Origin of the sequence: Nocardia mikamii NBRC 108933, assembly GCF_001613505.1 — a bacterium.
Taxonomy (GTDB): domain Bacteria; phylum Actinomycetota; class Actinomycetes; order Mycobacteriales; family Mycobacteriaceae; genus Nocardia; species Nocardia mikamii.
Map to the genome: position 1 here is coordinate 339,080 of NZ_BDCM01000013.1, position 12,412 is coordinate 351,491.

Sequence of the window (12,412 nt, forward strand, 5' to 3'; positions counted from 1 at the left end):
CCACTAGGCCATGCAAGGATCGTCCAGCGGGTACGCGAACGCGGGAACGCCGTGCGGCATCGCACGGGCGAGGATCACCGGCTCGTTGTCACCGATCCTGACGGTGAGCCGGAAACCGTGGCGATCGTCGGAATTGCTCTGCGGTTCGAAAGCGACACAGGCGAATCCGGCGTCCGCGCGGGAGTCCGCGGCCAGCCGGTCCAGCTCGGCGGAGACCGCCTGCCATTCGTCTGTGCCGACGTATTGGCGCATCACCGAATGCCACACCACGGTCAGTGTGCCGGGCTCCACATCGATGCCGGCGAGGAAGTCGCGGGCGCCGGTCACGGCGATGTCGACGGGGATCTTCTCCGCCAGTCGCAACGCTCCGTCGAGCCGGGCCGCACGCGCCCGCTGATCCGGCCAGACGTAGGCGCGCAATGCGAGTGCGTCGCGCGGCGACAGCGGATCCAACGGCGTCGGATCGCACCCGCGCCGCTCGACGACCGTGATCCGCGGATGGCGTCGCACCGCACCGGCCAGCCACTGCGGGACCGGCCCACGCCACGCGTCCGCGATCGTGACCGGTGAATCCTCCGGCCCCCAGCCGATATCGCCGCTGTCCCAACGGAAGTGGTCGGCGCGCAGGTTGAGTCCGCCGCTGGCGCCCAATTCGAGCAATCGAATCGGCAGCGGCGTCGCATCGACTGCCGCGAGCAGCCCGGCCAGCAGCGGAACGGCCCGCCCGACCTCGTTGGTCTGCGGCGGGCGTGTCAGCCAGTCGCGAATCCACTCGGCCCGATCGGCCACGACCTGCCGGAACGGATCCCACGCGCCGGCGGGATCGTGGGCGCGCGCCGACGCTCCCGAGCTGGGATAGAAGGGGGCGAGATCGGGTGCGGCGCCGGACAATACCAGCGCGTGCACGCCGGCCAGCAAGCGCAACGGCACCGCGGAACCGAAGTCGATGTCCTCGTGACCCTCCAGAACCGCGGCGCAGGGTCCGTGATCGTCGATATCGCGCGCGATGTCGCGCAGCAGGGAGCCGTACAGCGGTGAGCCGAGCTTGTCGCAGGCCTTGGCCTGCAACTCGAATTGCGATACCAGATGCATGAGTGAACTGTGCGCCCCGCCCCGGCCGGTAATCAATATTGATTATGGTCAACCCATGGAGTGGATAGACACCGCCGACGCCACCGAACGGCTCGGGGTGAAGCCCGCGACCCTCTACGCCTACGTCAGCCGCGGCGTACTGAAACGCCGCTACGACCCGGTCCGGCGGCGCAGCCTGTTCGATCCGGCCGAGATCGAGGAGCTGGCCCGGCGAGGCAAACCACGCCGCAAACCCGCGCCGACCGAAATCGACATCGCCTCCCGCATCACCACCCTCGGCGCCGACCGGCCGTATTTCCGCGGTCGCGACGCTGTCGACTTGGCCGCCTCGCACACGTTCGAGGAGGTCGCCGAATGGTTGTGGGACGGCGACCTCACCGACAGCGGCCCCTGGGCAGCCTCGGAAAAGGCGGTGGCGGCCGCACGCGCGACACAGGCCGGCCTGCCCGAGGGCCTGCTGCCGATCGACCGGCTGCAACTCATCGTGACCACCTTGGCCGTCGGCGATCCTCTGCGTTTCCACCGCGACCGCGCAACCGTCGTCACCATCGCCCGCGCCGCGATCGCCGGCATGATCGAGGCCCTCCCGCAACTGTCCATCCCGGTCGGCCGCTGCGCCGCCGCGATGCTCTGGTCACGACTGTCCGCCCGCGCGCCCGCCGGAGGCGACGAGGTGCGAATACTGAGCGCGGCAATGGTTCTGCTGGCCGATCACGAGCTGGCGTCCTCCACCTTCGCGGCCCGGATCGCGGCGTCGGCGCACGCCGACCCCTACGCCGTCGTCGGCTGCGGCCTCGGAGTTCTCGGTGGTCCGATGCACGGCGGCGCCTCGCTGGCGGTGGAGCGGATGCTCGCCGACATCCCCGGCCCCGGCGCCGTCCCCAAGGCGCTGGAGGAGCGTCTGCGTCGTGGCGAACGCATTCCCGGCGCCGGCCACGCCGTCTACCGATCCGGCGACGCACGCGGCACCTACCTGCTGGACGCGATCCGCGCGCTCGCGCCGGATCATCCGGCTCTGCTTGTGGCCGAGGCGATTTCGGCAGAATTGCGGCACCGGCGCCTGCCCGCGATCAACAGCGATTTCGGACTGGGTGTTCTCGCCGCGGTATTCGGCATGATTCCCGGTGCGGGCGAAATCATCTTCGCCGTCGCGCGAACGGCGGGCTGGCTGGCCCACGCGATGGAGGAGTACGAATCCGGGACACTCATCCGCCCCCGCGCCGTGCCACGACACCGATGACATCACGAACCGGCGATCGGACAGCGGTAGCCGCTAAGATTCGATGACATCCCCGAAGCGGCACAAGACATACAGGGAGGGCAGCGATGCGAGAGGTCTTGGTCGCCGAAGTCCGGTCGGATTCACAGCCTCGGCGCAACCAGAAGGCGCGAGCGAGTGACAACTTCTCGTTCGCTTCCGTGCCGGCGGAGGCGGAAGAACTGCTCTGGCGGACCGGGCCCGGCACCGAAGTGATCAAGTTCAGCGTGATGGTCGACGTCCGGGCCAACTACGACCAGCGCGTCCTCTCCAACATCGTCTCCGGCGGCAGAACCCGCATGCCGCTGGAACGGAAGTCGTTGTCGCGCCGCGGTTTCTACATCGCCGACCCGTCCGGCACGTCGCAGGAATTCCTCGTGCAGGTGTATGCGCTGATCCCCGACTGAGTCGTCGACGTCGGCACCCCGTTCCGCTAACCTCGGCAACCGTGCCGACGTCCTTTCCCCCGATCGACCCGTACGCCGACGGCCTGCTCGAGGTCGGCCAGGGAAACCAGGTGTACTGGTGCGCCAGCGGCAACCCCGCGGGCCGGCCGGTCTTGGTAGTGCACGGCGGACCGGGCAGCGGCAGCAGTCCGGGGCCACGAAAGTCGTTCGACCCGAGCGTCTTCCGGATCGTGCAGTTCGACCAGCGCGGTTGTGGCCGGAGCATTCCGAGCGCCGCCGACCCGGACACCGACATGTCGGTGAACACCACCGAGCACCTGATCGCGGATATGGAGCGGCTGCGCACCCATCTCGGCATCGACCGCTGGCTGCTCTACGGCGGGTCGTGGGGGTCGACGCTCATCCTCGCCTACGCCGAGCGGTACCCGGCGCGGGTCGCCGGAATCGTGCTGGTCGGCGTCACCACCACCCGCCGCCGCGAAATCGACTGGCTGTACCGGGGTGTCGCGCAGCTGCTGCCCGCCCAATGGGAGCGATTCCGGGCTGCGCTGCCCGGCGACGGTGACCTGGTCGACGGTTACCGGCGGCTACTGGAACACCCGGACGCGCAGGTGCGCCGCCGTGCCGCGATCGAGTGGTGCCGCTGGGAAGACGCGGTGATCGCGCACGAATCCCTCGGCCGCCCAGGGCAATACAGCGCCAAGCCGGACACGGCCATGCTCACCTTCGTCCGGATCTGCACCCACTACTTCGCGCACGCGGCATGGCTCGACGAGGGTGTGCTGCTGCGCGAGGCCGGGCAGCTGGCCGGAATCCCCGGTGAACTGATCCACGGCCGCCTCGATCTCAGCGCGCCCCTGGAAACCGCCTGGGAACTGGCGAAAGTCTGGCCTGAGGCCCGCCTGCACGTCATCGACGATTCCGGCCACACCGGCAGTCCCGCCATGAGCGAGGCGATCGCCCGCGCCATCGCCCGCTTCGCGCGGACCGCCGTGGGGTAGGTTCGCCTATCGCTCTCCGAGCCGCAGCGATTGCCGCACCTTCTCGGCGCGCGCTACCTCCCTGCCGTACAGCAAGCCGTAGGTGAAAGCGTTCTCCCCCGCCAGGTGCGCTTGGACGCCGAGGTTGCGCACTTCGGCGCGCGCGACGACCGCGTCCTGGTGGACGCCGAGGGATTTCTGCAACTTCTTCATGCGGCGGGCCAGTTTCCTCTTGCCGGTCGCCTCGGCCGCGTAGCGGGTGCGTTTCGCCGCCTTCCGCACCTCGTGCAGGCCGCGATCGGTGCCGAGCCGGCCGATGTCGCCGAAGGCGCGGTCGACACGGCGGCGAGTCTTGCGCAGCCCCTTCCCCTTCTTGCGGTTCAGCGGAAGCCGGTGGCTGGTTTCCAGGCAGTCCAGCAACGCGAAATACCGTTCGCTGTTCAGCGCCTCGAGCACGTCGGTGCGGGCCGCCGACCGGCGGGGGACGAACGACTCGGTCAGTCGCCGGCGTACCTCGCCGATCACCAGTTCGTCCGGCAACGCCCTGACCTCCGCGACCAGGTGGTCGTGCAGAACCTCGAGATCGCGCATATCGCCGAGCACGCCGGAGAGCCATTTCAGCTCGTTGCGCAGATCTCGCGACCCCTTGAAAGCCTGCAGGATGCTGCGCAGCCGGCGGCCGGCAACCCGCATCTGGTGTACCGAGTCGGGGCTGCGGCGCCGGATCAGGATGTCCTGCTCGATCATCTTGTCCGCCTGCTTACGCATATAGCCCTGCAGCCCCCGCTCGGGCGTGCGCGGCGTAGGCCGGACACCGAGGACGCGTAGCGCCTTCGGCGGCGCGTCCGAGGCCTTGCCCAGTCTCTTCTCGACGCTGTCGAACACATCCGGCCCGCCGTCGGCCAGTTCGACCTCGATCTCCTCCCACGACATCACCGACGACGACTCACCGAGCGTCTGGCCCGACACGCTGTCGGTGACGATCTCCGCCGCGACCGCGCCGCGGTCATCGAGCAGTCGCCATTTCCGACGTTTCGTCCGGACATGCGCCACCGGCGCGAGCGGCCGGCCCCTGGTGATCCCCGTCAGCATGTCGGTCAACTCCTCAGGCGCCGATTTGCCCCCGCGCCCCAGCGGGACCTGAATCTCTTCACGGGTGTCCTCCCCCAGCGGCAACTTCAGATGCCATCCCGCATCGTCCCCACCGGTCCGGCGCCGAAGCGTAATCCCCTTGTGCGCCAACCGCAGATCCGCGGTGTCGTGGTAGACGGCGTCCAGCACCTGCTCCTCGGTCAGCGGGTCCAGGGTCATACCGGGCATATCATCCAGCGGCACCCCACCCGTGATCGGCAACTGGTACTTCCGTTCCCTTTCGTTCACGTGCGTGGCCATATGGTCCGGCTACCACGTATGAGCGGTTTTAGTCGTGGGATGCTCCACCGACCGGCGGGAACGGTGTCGACACCGTGACCGCCACTCTCTGGTCCCGGGCCAGGCGCCGAGCGGACGAACTTCCAGCTTGCACCCTCATCGGTGCCGCAGAATGGGCCGAAGCACCAATCCGGAAAGGCGCCGATGACGACTCCATCGCTCACCTCCGAGTACGCCACCCTGGATGCTCTTCGAACCCGCATCCGCACACACCGGCTCTATTCCGAGACCGACGACGACGTGAACGCCTCGGTCGTCGATGCCTTGCGGCTTGCCGGATCCGAGCACCTGATCGATATCGGCTGCGGGACGAGCGAGTTCCTCGCACTTCTTGCCGAGCGTGGGCATACCGGCCGGTTGTGCGGACTCGATACCTCACAGTCGGCCGCGGCCGCGGCAGCTCGACTTCCAGGCGTGGCGGGTATCCGCGCCGCAGCGGAGCGGATACCCGCGCTGTCGCCGCCCGCTACGGATTTCGAGAGCCGCCGGGGATGCTCAACCACGAGGTCGACTCCGACACCGTGCCCGCGATGATGCGGGATATCTACGGCAACGCCGAAGTCCGAGCGTTCGACAACGCACTGGTCATCCCGGAACCCGAACCCGCGATTCGATTCGCGGAATCGTTGTTCGCGTTCTGCGGCGTCACACCGGGCGCGCCCGGTGGCTCCGAGGTGCGCGCCGAGGTGGAGGCCGAGTTGCGCCGCTGGTTCGCGACCAACCCGGGTCAACCGTGGCGAGATCCGAAGGGATACACGGTAATTACGGCGATCCGTGCGTAGCCGAGAAAGTCAGCGCCCACTGAGGCTGTCGGGTCCGGATCCGGTATCCGAGCGCCTTCATAGGCGCCGAATCATCCCTCGGTGATTCGACCTCCGACATGGACGGTGTCGCCGTAGCCACCTTCGGGTTGCCGGGCAAGGAGCGGCGGAACCTGGCGCGAGACCGCGGTGACCGGCTCGGAACGGGTGCTGACGTCGTGTGCTTCCTTGTCGCGCCACAGCTGGGTCAACCAGACCGTGTCCGGGTCGTCGAATGCCCTGTTGATGCTGAAGTGGAGCAGGCCGCTGTCGTCGCCACTGGCGCGAAATCCGGCGAGCAGCACAGCGATCAGCTCGTCACGCCGCCCGGGCAGAGCGGTCATTCGCCCGTAGACGCTGAACATGGTCCCGCTGGACATACACTTCGCCTTTCGCCTGCCTACCCTGCGTCGAGGCTACTCCCCGACGCCATTCGGGGTGTCTCTCCACATCGCCGATACAGCCACTGGATTCGCGACATGAAATAGCCGTGGCATATCCGGATGCGGTTCGCGCACGCCGCCGATCCTGCCGCGATACATCGCTCGGCGACACCATGCTCGCGCCGGATCGAGGACCGGACCGGCCGCCGTAAGCCTTCGACCTAGCTGGCCAGCAGGTCGAGCAGGGAGCCGAAGATGAACAGACCCAGGGCAATCCAGCGAAGAGGGTGCGCCGGATGTTCGCGGTGCATGACCCAGACGATCGAACGAGTTATCGGGACCGGGAGCCAGCACACGGCCGCCCAGAGCCAAGCCAGAACAGCCCCGGCACGGTGACGTTTATCGGGTTGCGTGGTCAGGTACGCCAACGGTGCGAGTATCACCAGCCCGATTGCGATCGCCACCATGAGCCCTGGCAGGTGCGATCCCACCGTCCACTGGGCGATGAGATAAGTCGGGGCGACGAGGACGAGGACTCCCAGCAGGACCGAGCCGATTCGCTCCACCCGCCGGTCGACGTATTCGGCATTACGCCACGCTGTTTTCTCGCTTCCGTCCAGCGTGTTGACGAAAGCCGCTTCGACCCGGCTCTCGAAAACCTTTTGGCCATGCTGACATTCCCACTTGTATACGCACGGCTCCGGCCCGACGACCACAATGTCGTCGGCGACCGAGACCGGGGGCATGGCATATCTGCACAATGCGCAGATGAGCTCGCCGTCGAACGTCTCGACCAGCGAAGCCAGCAGCGACTCGTACTCCGGAGTGTCGCATCCTCGTTGCCCTACCGTAAGGTCCGACTTCACGCGACACTCCAGTGCGCGCAGGCGTTCGAGTAACCGGGCCGCGTCGCGGGTTGCCGTGATTCTGTTTTTCGCTCTACGCAGACGCTTCACGTGCCGTCTACCGAACTCGTTCAACGCGGCAGCGCCGATCAGGTCGAAGATCACCGGCAGGCCGGCTACGAACTGAAGCCCTTTCCCGAGACGACCCCAGAAAAGTACCGAATGTCCCAGCAGGAGATTCGCTTCGGGCAGCGGGCCGCGCGACCACCGCACGCACAGCTCCCACCACCAGCCGCGGAAGACCACCGCCGCGACGAGCACGAGAGCACCGGCCAACCACCATGCGCGAAGGCCGAACCGGCGTCGCTCTCGTGCAGTGTTCCCTCCGCCCACCCCTACGACGATCGCCCAATCCCTGCGTGGCGTCCAGCCCGCAATTAAAAGGGCTGCGGGCAGATCGCACACCGCACCAGTTTTGCGGAGGCCGAGGGGCTTCCGGGCGACCTGGTGACGGGCGCCGGGGAAATCCGGCGGCGGGGCGAAAAGAACGGCTTCTCAGAGTTTGACGACGATCTTGCCGGTGTGGGTGCTGGATTCCATCAGGCGGTGGGCGTCGCGGATGCTGTCGAGACCGTCGAAGACCGCGCCGACGTGCGGGCGGAACACGCCGTCGCGGATCCCGGAGGCGATCCAGTGGTTGATCCGGCGGCGGCCGTCGGCGGTGGCCGACAGTTCCATGTTGGCGTAGCCGAGGATGCGGAGCGGCCAGTTCATGGGCATGGCCATCGGGCGCTGGTCGAGCCACCCGTAGACGACGACCGTGCCGTTGTGCGCTGCGGCCGTGCTCAATTCGGCCAGGCCGGGCCCGCCGACGGCGTCGAAGATCAGCTGCGCGCCGACGCCGTCGGTGATGCGTCGGGTCTCGGCCACGACGTCGGTATCGGCCGAGGTGATGACGTGCGCCGCTCCGTTGTCGAGCAGGTATCGGCTCTTCTCGCCCGTCCGGGTGACCGCGATGGGGACGGCGCCGACGCGGGCAGCGGTCTGCAGGGCCGCGATACCGACGCCACTCGACGCCGCGGTGATCAGGACGTGGTCGCCGGGACGCAGGCCCCCGGTTTCGATCAGGCCGCCGTATGCGGTGGAGTAGGTCAGCCAGGTGGCTGCGCCGGTGACCGCGTCGAGTCCCTCCGGGCGCGGAACTATCGACTCCACCGGCAGCACCACCCGCTCGGCATAGACTCCGGCCGAGCTCATCTCGATATTCGGGCCCGTCGAGACCTTCTCTCCCACAGCGTATTCGGTGACATCGGCGCCGATCGCCTCGATCACTCCGGAGGATTCGTAGCCGAGCCGGGATCCCGGAAGCGTCGGCAGGTAGTAGTAGGTGCCGGCCCGGAACAAGGCCTCCGCCCGGTTGAGTCCGAGCGCTTCGATGCGAATGAGTACCTCCCTCGGTCCGGGTGCCGGCAGGTCGAGATTCTCGATGGTCAATACCTCGGGGTCACCGAGTTCGTGGAAGACGACGGTGCGTGCGGTAATCGCGTCGGTTGTCATGTCACTGACGTTATTCACCGATGGAGAGATGATCTATGCGTGAAAGTCTTGCGACAATGTCCGTTCGTCTCGATGTGAGGATCGCGGCTACCATGCGGATATGGGCTTGGACGTACTCAGCGATGCCGTCGCGACGATGCGAACCGGACGTCCCCACTCCTCACGCCAGCACAAGTCGGCTCCGTGGGGAATGCGTTTCCCCGCGTCGGACGGCACGGGATTCCATGTCGTCCTGCAAGGTTCGGCATGGTTGATCGTCGAGAACCGCGAGCCCACTCCGCTCGGCCCCGGCGATATCGTCTTCCTGCCGCACGGCCGCGGCCACGCACTGGCCAGCGATCCGGGCGCGCCGCTGCGAGCGGTGAATCCGCTGCCCGACGGATCCTGGCCCCCACCCGCGTCCGACCCGCACACACCGGGCGCGCCGGTCACGCTATTGCTTTGTGGCGCCTATCAACTCGATCGCCGGCGCGCCCATCCCCTGCTCACCGACCTGCCCGATGTGGTCCATCTGCGCCCTCGAGTCGGCGCGCACCGCTCCCTGCGCGCAGCGGTGGAACTGCTCGGCACCGAACTCGAGGAGTCCCAGCCCGGTTCGGACGCGATTGTCACGTCCCTGCTCGACACATTGCTGCTCTACATTCTGCGCGCCTGGTGGTTGGACACCGAGGACGACGGCACCCCTCGTAACGGCTGGGCCGCAGCCTTGGCCGATCGCCCCGTCGCCACCGCGCTACGCGCCATCCACACCAGCCCCGAAAAGCCTTGGACCGTAGAGGAACTCGGGACCCTCGGCGGTCTGTCGCGCGCCGCCTTCTCCCGCCGCTTCACCGCCACTGTCGGCCGATCCCCACTCGCTTATCTGACCTGGTGGCGCATGACCCTCGCCGGCCGCTTACTACGCTCCGACGACACCCCCTTGCACACTGTGGCCCAACGAGTCGGCTACACCTCCGAATTCGCCTTCGCCAAGGCATTCAAGCGCGAGTACAGCACTCCCCCGGGCCGTTATCGCTCTGCGGCACATCATCTTCCGCGCTGACAGCCGCAGCTCCGGACGGACCACTAGTCGAAGCTGTCGTCCTCGGGCAGATTCTCCGCTGTGGAGCGGCGTCGAAAGAGTTTGCCGATGGCTGCGGCGACTCCCGCTCCGATCGCACCGCCCACCACCGCGCCCAACAGACTCTGCGGCAACGAATCCGACGGCAAAGTGCGCCACAGGAAGACGATCAGCCATGCGGCGATCAATGGATACGTCGTGGCATAGGCGATCCGTTTGCGCCGCAGCGGGAAGTTCTTCAGCAGGGTCTGCATATCGATGCCGCGCCGCGCGCAATAGCGAAGCAGCAGGAGTGAGGTGAGGCTGGGGAGCACGAAGATCAGCAGCGATACCCACTTGGCATCCACCGCCGCGGCGACGATCGCGATCGCATAGCAGCCGTAGATCGTCGCGCACAGCGCCAAGGTCGAGCCACGGTAGAACTCCTCGCGAGCACGCTCGTCACCCCACGCCGGTTCGTCGGGCGCTAGGAAGATGTCTTCGAATGCAGTGGTTTTGGCCATGTCCCCTCCAGATCCTCGGTCCAGAAAATGTCTTCCACCGTCGTTCCCAGCGCACGGGCGATCCGCAGTGCGAGATAGACACTCGGCGCGTAGTCGCCCTGTTCGATCGAGATCACGGTCTGCCGGCTGACGCCGACAGTCGTCGCCAACTGCGCCTGGGTCATCCGGCACTCGCGCCGCCGCGTACGTACCGGATGCTCCCGCTGATCGTCGACCACGAAGCAAATGTTAAGGATGTTTGACATCCGATGTCAAGGAAACTTGTCTTTTCGCCGCGACCCGTTCGCAGCGCACACAACCGCGAGGCCGGTTCGACGCCGTCCGGATCGAGGAGATCATCGCCCCATCGGTCCCGACTGTTCAGGTGCTCTTCGCTGAGTACAGCGGGGCGCCGGTGGCCTGAAGCGAAAAACACGGCTCGCCATGTCACTGTCGGACGAGTCTGCGGTGGAACGCATCGTTCATGCGCGTTTCGACGACCGTAGAGGCGCAGGATTTCCTCCGGCCGCACCACCGCACGCCGGTAGGCGAGCTCGGCGCCCCGGACCGCGGCCATCTGTTGCCGGCGCACAGTGGCAGCGGTCGAGTCGGCACGCCACCGATCCGGCCGCCTCAGGCGAGCGAGTCGTCCAATGGCGTCGCACGGACGAAGTCGACGACGACCGCAGCGAGTTCTTCGCCCTTGTCCTCCTGGAGGAAATGGCCGGCCGAGGTGATGGTCACCGGTGAATGTGCTGCGGCGCCAGGGATTTTCGACGACAGCACCTTGTCACCGCCGCGCGTGATCGGATCCGAGTCCGAGAACGCGCACAGGAACGGCCGCTCGAACGTTTCCAGGACTGCCCACGCGGCCCGGTTCGCGGGTGCGGCAGGATCCTCCGGACTGGTCGGAACCAGGAGCGGGAACTGGCGGGCGCCCTGCTTGTAGGTGTCGTCAGGGAAAGGGGCGTCGTAGGCAGCGATCACCTCGGGAGAGAGCTCGGTCCGGCAGGCGCCGTTGACGATCTTTCCGGCTCGGAAGTCGGGTGTGTCCTGGCTGAAGCGCTGCCAGGCGAGGAACGCGTCGCCGGGATGGCGGTCACCGGTCGGCAAGAACGTGTTCGCCGCTACCACGCGCGCGAAACGCTCGGGGTGTTCACCGACCAGGCGCAGGCCGATCAACCCACCCCAGTCCTGGCATACGAGAGTGATCCGGTCGAGGCCGATGGCTTCGATCGCCGCCCACGTCCAGTCGACATGCGCCTGATAGGTGTAGTCGGCGCGGTCCGCCGGCTTGTCACTGCGGCCGAATCCGACGAGGTCGATCGCGACCGCGCGCAGGCCCCCCGCCGCCAGGACCGGGATCATCCGCCGATAGAGATACGACCACGAGGGTTCACCGTGCAACAGCAGCACGACCTCGCCCCCGGGCGGGCCCTCGTCCAGGTAGTGCACCCGCAACGTGGTCCCGTCACCCGCGGGCACCTCGACGTAATGCGGTTCGAACGGAAAGTCGGGCAACCCGGTAAAGCGTTCGTCGGGCGTTCTCAATATCCGCATGGCCCACTCCCTTTCGTCGAAACTAGCCGCCGTTGCTGTACACCCGAGTCGGTTCGACCAGGACCGCCGCACGGCGCTCCGCCGCCATCACGCGGTCGTACTCGTCCCAGTCGTCGTGCTCACCACCGGCGGACGAGAACACCTCACGCAGAAGCCGGCGCAATCCCTCGGCGTCGATCCACGACTGCGGATCGTCGGGCCCGACGATCTGGGCGCGCCCCTCCACCGTCGCCCATGCCCAGCCTTGCCGGAACGTGGCGCTCACCTGCGGGCGAGCGCGAAGATTCGCAAGCTTCACCTTGCCGTAGGTGACAAAGCCCAGAATCGGCTCGCCCGTCGACGGATGAGCCAACAGCCCGACGTTGACCAGCGTGGACTGGATGGTCTGATCGGATCTGAGGGTGGAGACGACAGCAAGCCCCTTCTCGGCGCGACCGAGTTCCACCGCCTGTTCCAGTGTGGTCATCACATCTCCCGTGGTTGGCTGCTCCGATCCTCGCACGGCCCATTGTGCGCTTGGTGGATAGCGCGAATGGTGGCGACTTCACAAGGTTGGG

Annotated in this window: 15 protein-coding genes; 6 read left to right on the forward strand and 9 right to left on the reverse strand. The window is 67.1% G+C overall.

Annotation, left to right across the window (positions count from 1 at the left end):
- Positions 1 to 3: 3 nt before the first annotated feature.
- Positions 4 to 1,092: a DUF2332 domain-containing protein gene (locus tag NMI01S_RS19640; protein WP_062999208.1), complete on the reverse strand. Its 1,089-nt coding sequence runs from the start codon at positions 1,090 to 1,092 to the stop codon at positions 4 to 6.
- Between the two features lie 55 nt (positions 1,093 to 1,147).
- Between NMI01S_RS19640 and NMI01S_RS19645 the strand changes: the two genes are divergently transcribed.
- From NMI01S_RS19645 to pip, 3 genes are all read left to right on the forward strand, one after another.
- Positions 1,148 to 2,332, forward strand: a complete 1,185-nt coding sequence (locus NMI01S_RS19645) for a citrate synthase (RefSeq protein ID WP_062999210.1) — start codon at positions 1,148 to 1,150, stop codon at positions 2,330 to 2,332.
- A gap of 86 nt (positions 2,333 to 2,418) precedes the next feature.
- The gene (locus tag NMI01S_RS19650; protein ID WP_062999212.1) at positions 2,419 to 2,757 is read left to right on the forward strand and encodes a hypothetical protein; all 339 of its coding nucleotides are present in this window, start codon (positions 2,419 to 2,421) and stop codon (positions 2,755 to 2,757) included.
- A gap of 41 nt (positions 2,758 to 2,798) precedes the next feature.
- Positions 2,799 to 3,758 (forward strand): prolyl aminopeptidase, encoded by a 960-nt coding sequence (gene pip / locus NMI01S_RS19655; RefSeq protein WP_062999214.1) that lies wholly within the window; start codon positions 2,799 to 2,801, stop codon positions 3,756 to 3,758.
- A 6-nt stretch (positions 3,759 to 3,764) separates the two neighbouring features.
- Here pip and NMI01S_RS19660 read toward each other — a convergent pair whose 3' ends face one another.
- Entirely contained in the window at positions 3,765 to 5,129 is a 1,365-nt protein-coding gene (locus tag NMI01S_RS19660) for a CYTH and CHAD domain-containing protein (protein WP_062999216.1), read from the reverse strand.
- 183 nt (positions 5,130 to 5,312) lie between these two features.
- On the opposite strand from NMI01S_RS19660, the gene NMI01S_RS36405 reads away from it, so the two are divergent.
- Positions 5,313 to 5,702, forward strand: coding sequence for a methyltransferase domain-containing protein (locus NMI01S_RS36405; RefSeq protein WP_369689923.1), 390 nt, complete (start codon positions 5,313 to 5,315; stop codon positions 5,700 to 5,702).
- A complete protein-coding gene (locus NMI01S_RS35970) occupies positions 5,660 to 5,950 on the forward strand; it encodes a hypothetical protein (RefSeq protein ID WP_062999218.1) in 291 nt (96 codons plus the stop codon). Before NMI01S_RS36405 ends, NMI01S_RS35970 begins: the two co-directional genes overlap by 43 nt.
- A 71-nt stretch (positions 5,951 to 6,021) precedes the next feature.
- Here NMI01S_RS35970 and NMI01S_RS19675 read toward each other — a convergent pair whose 3' ends face one another.
- The 3 genes from NMI01S_RS19675 to NMI01S_RS19685 all read right to left on the reverse strand — a co-directional run bounded on the left by NMI01S_RS19675 (position 6,022) and on the right by NMI01S_RS19685 (position 8,753).
- The gene (locus NMI01S_RS19675; protein WP_062999219.1) at positions 6,022 to 6,348 is read right to left on the reverse strand and encodes a putative quinol monooxygenase; all 327 of its coding nucleotides are present in this window, start codon (positions 6,346 to 6,348) and stop codon (positions 6,022 to 6,024) included.
- Positions 6,349 to 6,572: 224 nt separating this feature from the next.
- Complete coding sequence (locus NMI01S_RS19680) at positions 6,573 to 7,517, reverse strand: hypothetical protein (protein WP_062999220.1); 945 nt, start codon at positions 7,515 to 7,517, stop codon at positions 6,573 to 6,575.
- 234 nt (positions 7,518 to 7,751) lie between these two features.
- A complete protein-coding gene (locus tag NMI01S_RS19685) occupies positions 7,752 to 8,753 on the reverse strand; it encodes a zinc-dependent alcohol dehydrogenase family protein (protein WP_062999221.1) in 1,002 nt (333 codons plus the stop codon).
- Between the two features lie 100 nt (positions 8,754 to 8,853).
- Here NMI01S_RS19685 and NMI01S_RS19690 point away from each other — a divergent pair, with 100 nt between their 5' ends.
- Positions 8,854 to 9,795 (forward strand): AraC family transcriptional regulator, encoded by a 942-nt coding sequence (locus NMI01S_RS19690; RefSeq protein WP_218021067.1) that lies wholly within the window; start codon positions 8,854 to 8,856, stop codon positions 9,793 to 9,795.
- Positions 9,796 to 9,818: 23 nt separating this feature from the next.
- Here the strand turns inward: NMI01S_RS19690 and NMI01S_RS19695 are convergent, their stop codons facing one another.
- The 4 genes from NMI01S_RS19695 to NMI01S_RS19710 form a co-directional block, all read right to left on the reverse strand.
- Positions 9,819 to 10,316 (reverse strand): hypothetical protein, encoded by a 498-nt coding sequence (locus tag NMI01S_RS19695; RefSeq protein ID WP_157126261.1) that lies wholly within the window; start codon positions 10,314 to 10,316, stop codon positions 9,819 to 9,821.
- Positions 10,280 to 10,561, reverse strand: coding sequence for a helix-turn-helix transcriptional regulator (locus NMI01S_RS19700; RefSeq protein WP_062999225.1), 282 nt, complete (start codon positions 10,559 to 10,561; stop codon positions 10,280 to 10,282). Before NMI01S_RS19700 ends, NMI01S_RS19695 begins: the two co-directional genes overlap by 37 nt.
- A 367-nt stretch (positions 10,562 to 10,928) precedes the next feature.
- On the reverse strand, positions 10,929 to 11,855 hold the full coding sequence (locus NMI01S_RS19705; RefSeq protein WP_062999227.1) for a haloalkane dehalogenase: 927 nt from the start codon (positions 11,853 to 11,855) through the stop codon (positions 10,929 to 10,931).
- A 22-nt stretch (positions 11,856 to 11,877) separates the two neighbouring features.
- On the reverse strand, positions 11,878 to 12,321 hold the full coding sequence (locus tag NMI01S_RS19710) for a TIGR03618 family F420-dependent PPOX class oxidoreductase (RefSeq protein WP_062999229.1): 444 nt from the start codon (positions 12,319 to 12,321) through the stop codon (positions 11,878 to 11,880).
- Positions 12,322 to 12,412: the final 91 nt, after the last annotated feature.

What these genes read in the sequence shown, in the direction of transcription:
- NMI01S_RS19640 (WP_062999208.1), bottom strand. Translation starts at nt 1,092, where the DNA reads ATGCATCTGGTATCGCAATTCGAGTTGCAGGCCAAGGCCTGCGACAAG.
- NMI01S_RS19645 (WP_062999210.1), top strand. Translation starts at nt 1,148, where the DNA reads ATGGAGTGGATAGACACCGCCGACGCCACCGAACGGCTCGGGGTGAAG.
- NMI01S_RS19650 (WP_062999212.1), top strand. Translation starts at nt 2,419, where the DNA reads ATGCGAGAGGTCTTGGTCGCCGAAGTCCGGTCGGATTCACAGCCTCGG.
- NMI01S_RS19660 (WP_062999216.1), bottom strand. Translation starts at nt 5,129, where the DNA reads ATGGCCACGCACGTGAACGAAAGGGAACGGAAGTACCAGTTGCCGATC.
- NMI01S_RS36405 (WP_369689923.1), top strand. Translation starts at nt 5,313, where the DNA reads ATGACGACTCCATCGCTCACCTCCGAGTACGCCACCCTGGATGCTCTT.
- NMI01S_RS35970 (WP_062999218.1), top strand. Translation starts at nt 5,660, where the DNA reads ATGCTCAACCACGAGGTCGACTCCGACACCGTGCCCGCGATGATGCGG.
- NMI01S_RS19675 (WP_062999219.1), bottom strand. Translation starts at nt 6,348, where the DNA reads ATGTCCAGCGGGACCATGTTCAGCGTCTACGGGCGAATGACCGCTCTG.
- NMI01S_RS19685 (WP_062999221.1), bottom strand. Translation starts at nt 8,753, where the DNA reads ATGACAACCGACGCGATTACCGCACGCACCGTCGTCTTCCACGAACTC.
- NMI01S_RS19690 (WP_218021067.1), top strand. Translation starts at nt 8,854, where the DNA reads ATGGGCTTGGACGTACTCAGCGATGCCGTCGCGACGATGCGAACCGGA.
- NMI01S_RS19695 (WP_157126261.1), bottom strand. Translation starts at nt 10,316, where the DNA reads ATGGCCAAAACCACTGCATTCGAAGACATCTTCCTAGCGCCCGACGAA.
- NMI01S_RS19700 (WP_062999225.1), bottom strand. Translation starts at nt 10,561, where the DNA reads ATGTCAAACATCCTTAACATTTGCTTCGTGGTCGACGATCAGCGGGAG.
- NMI01S_RS19705 (WP_062999227.1), bottom strand. Translation starts at nt 11,855, where the DNA reads ATGCGGATATTGAGAACGCCCGACGAACGCTTTACCGGGTTGCCCGAC.
- NMI01S_RS19710 (WP_062999229.1), bottom strand. Translation starts at nt 12,321, where the DNA reads ATGACCACACTGGAACAGGCGGTGGAACTCGGTCGCGCCGAGAAGGGG.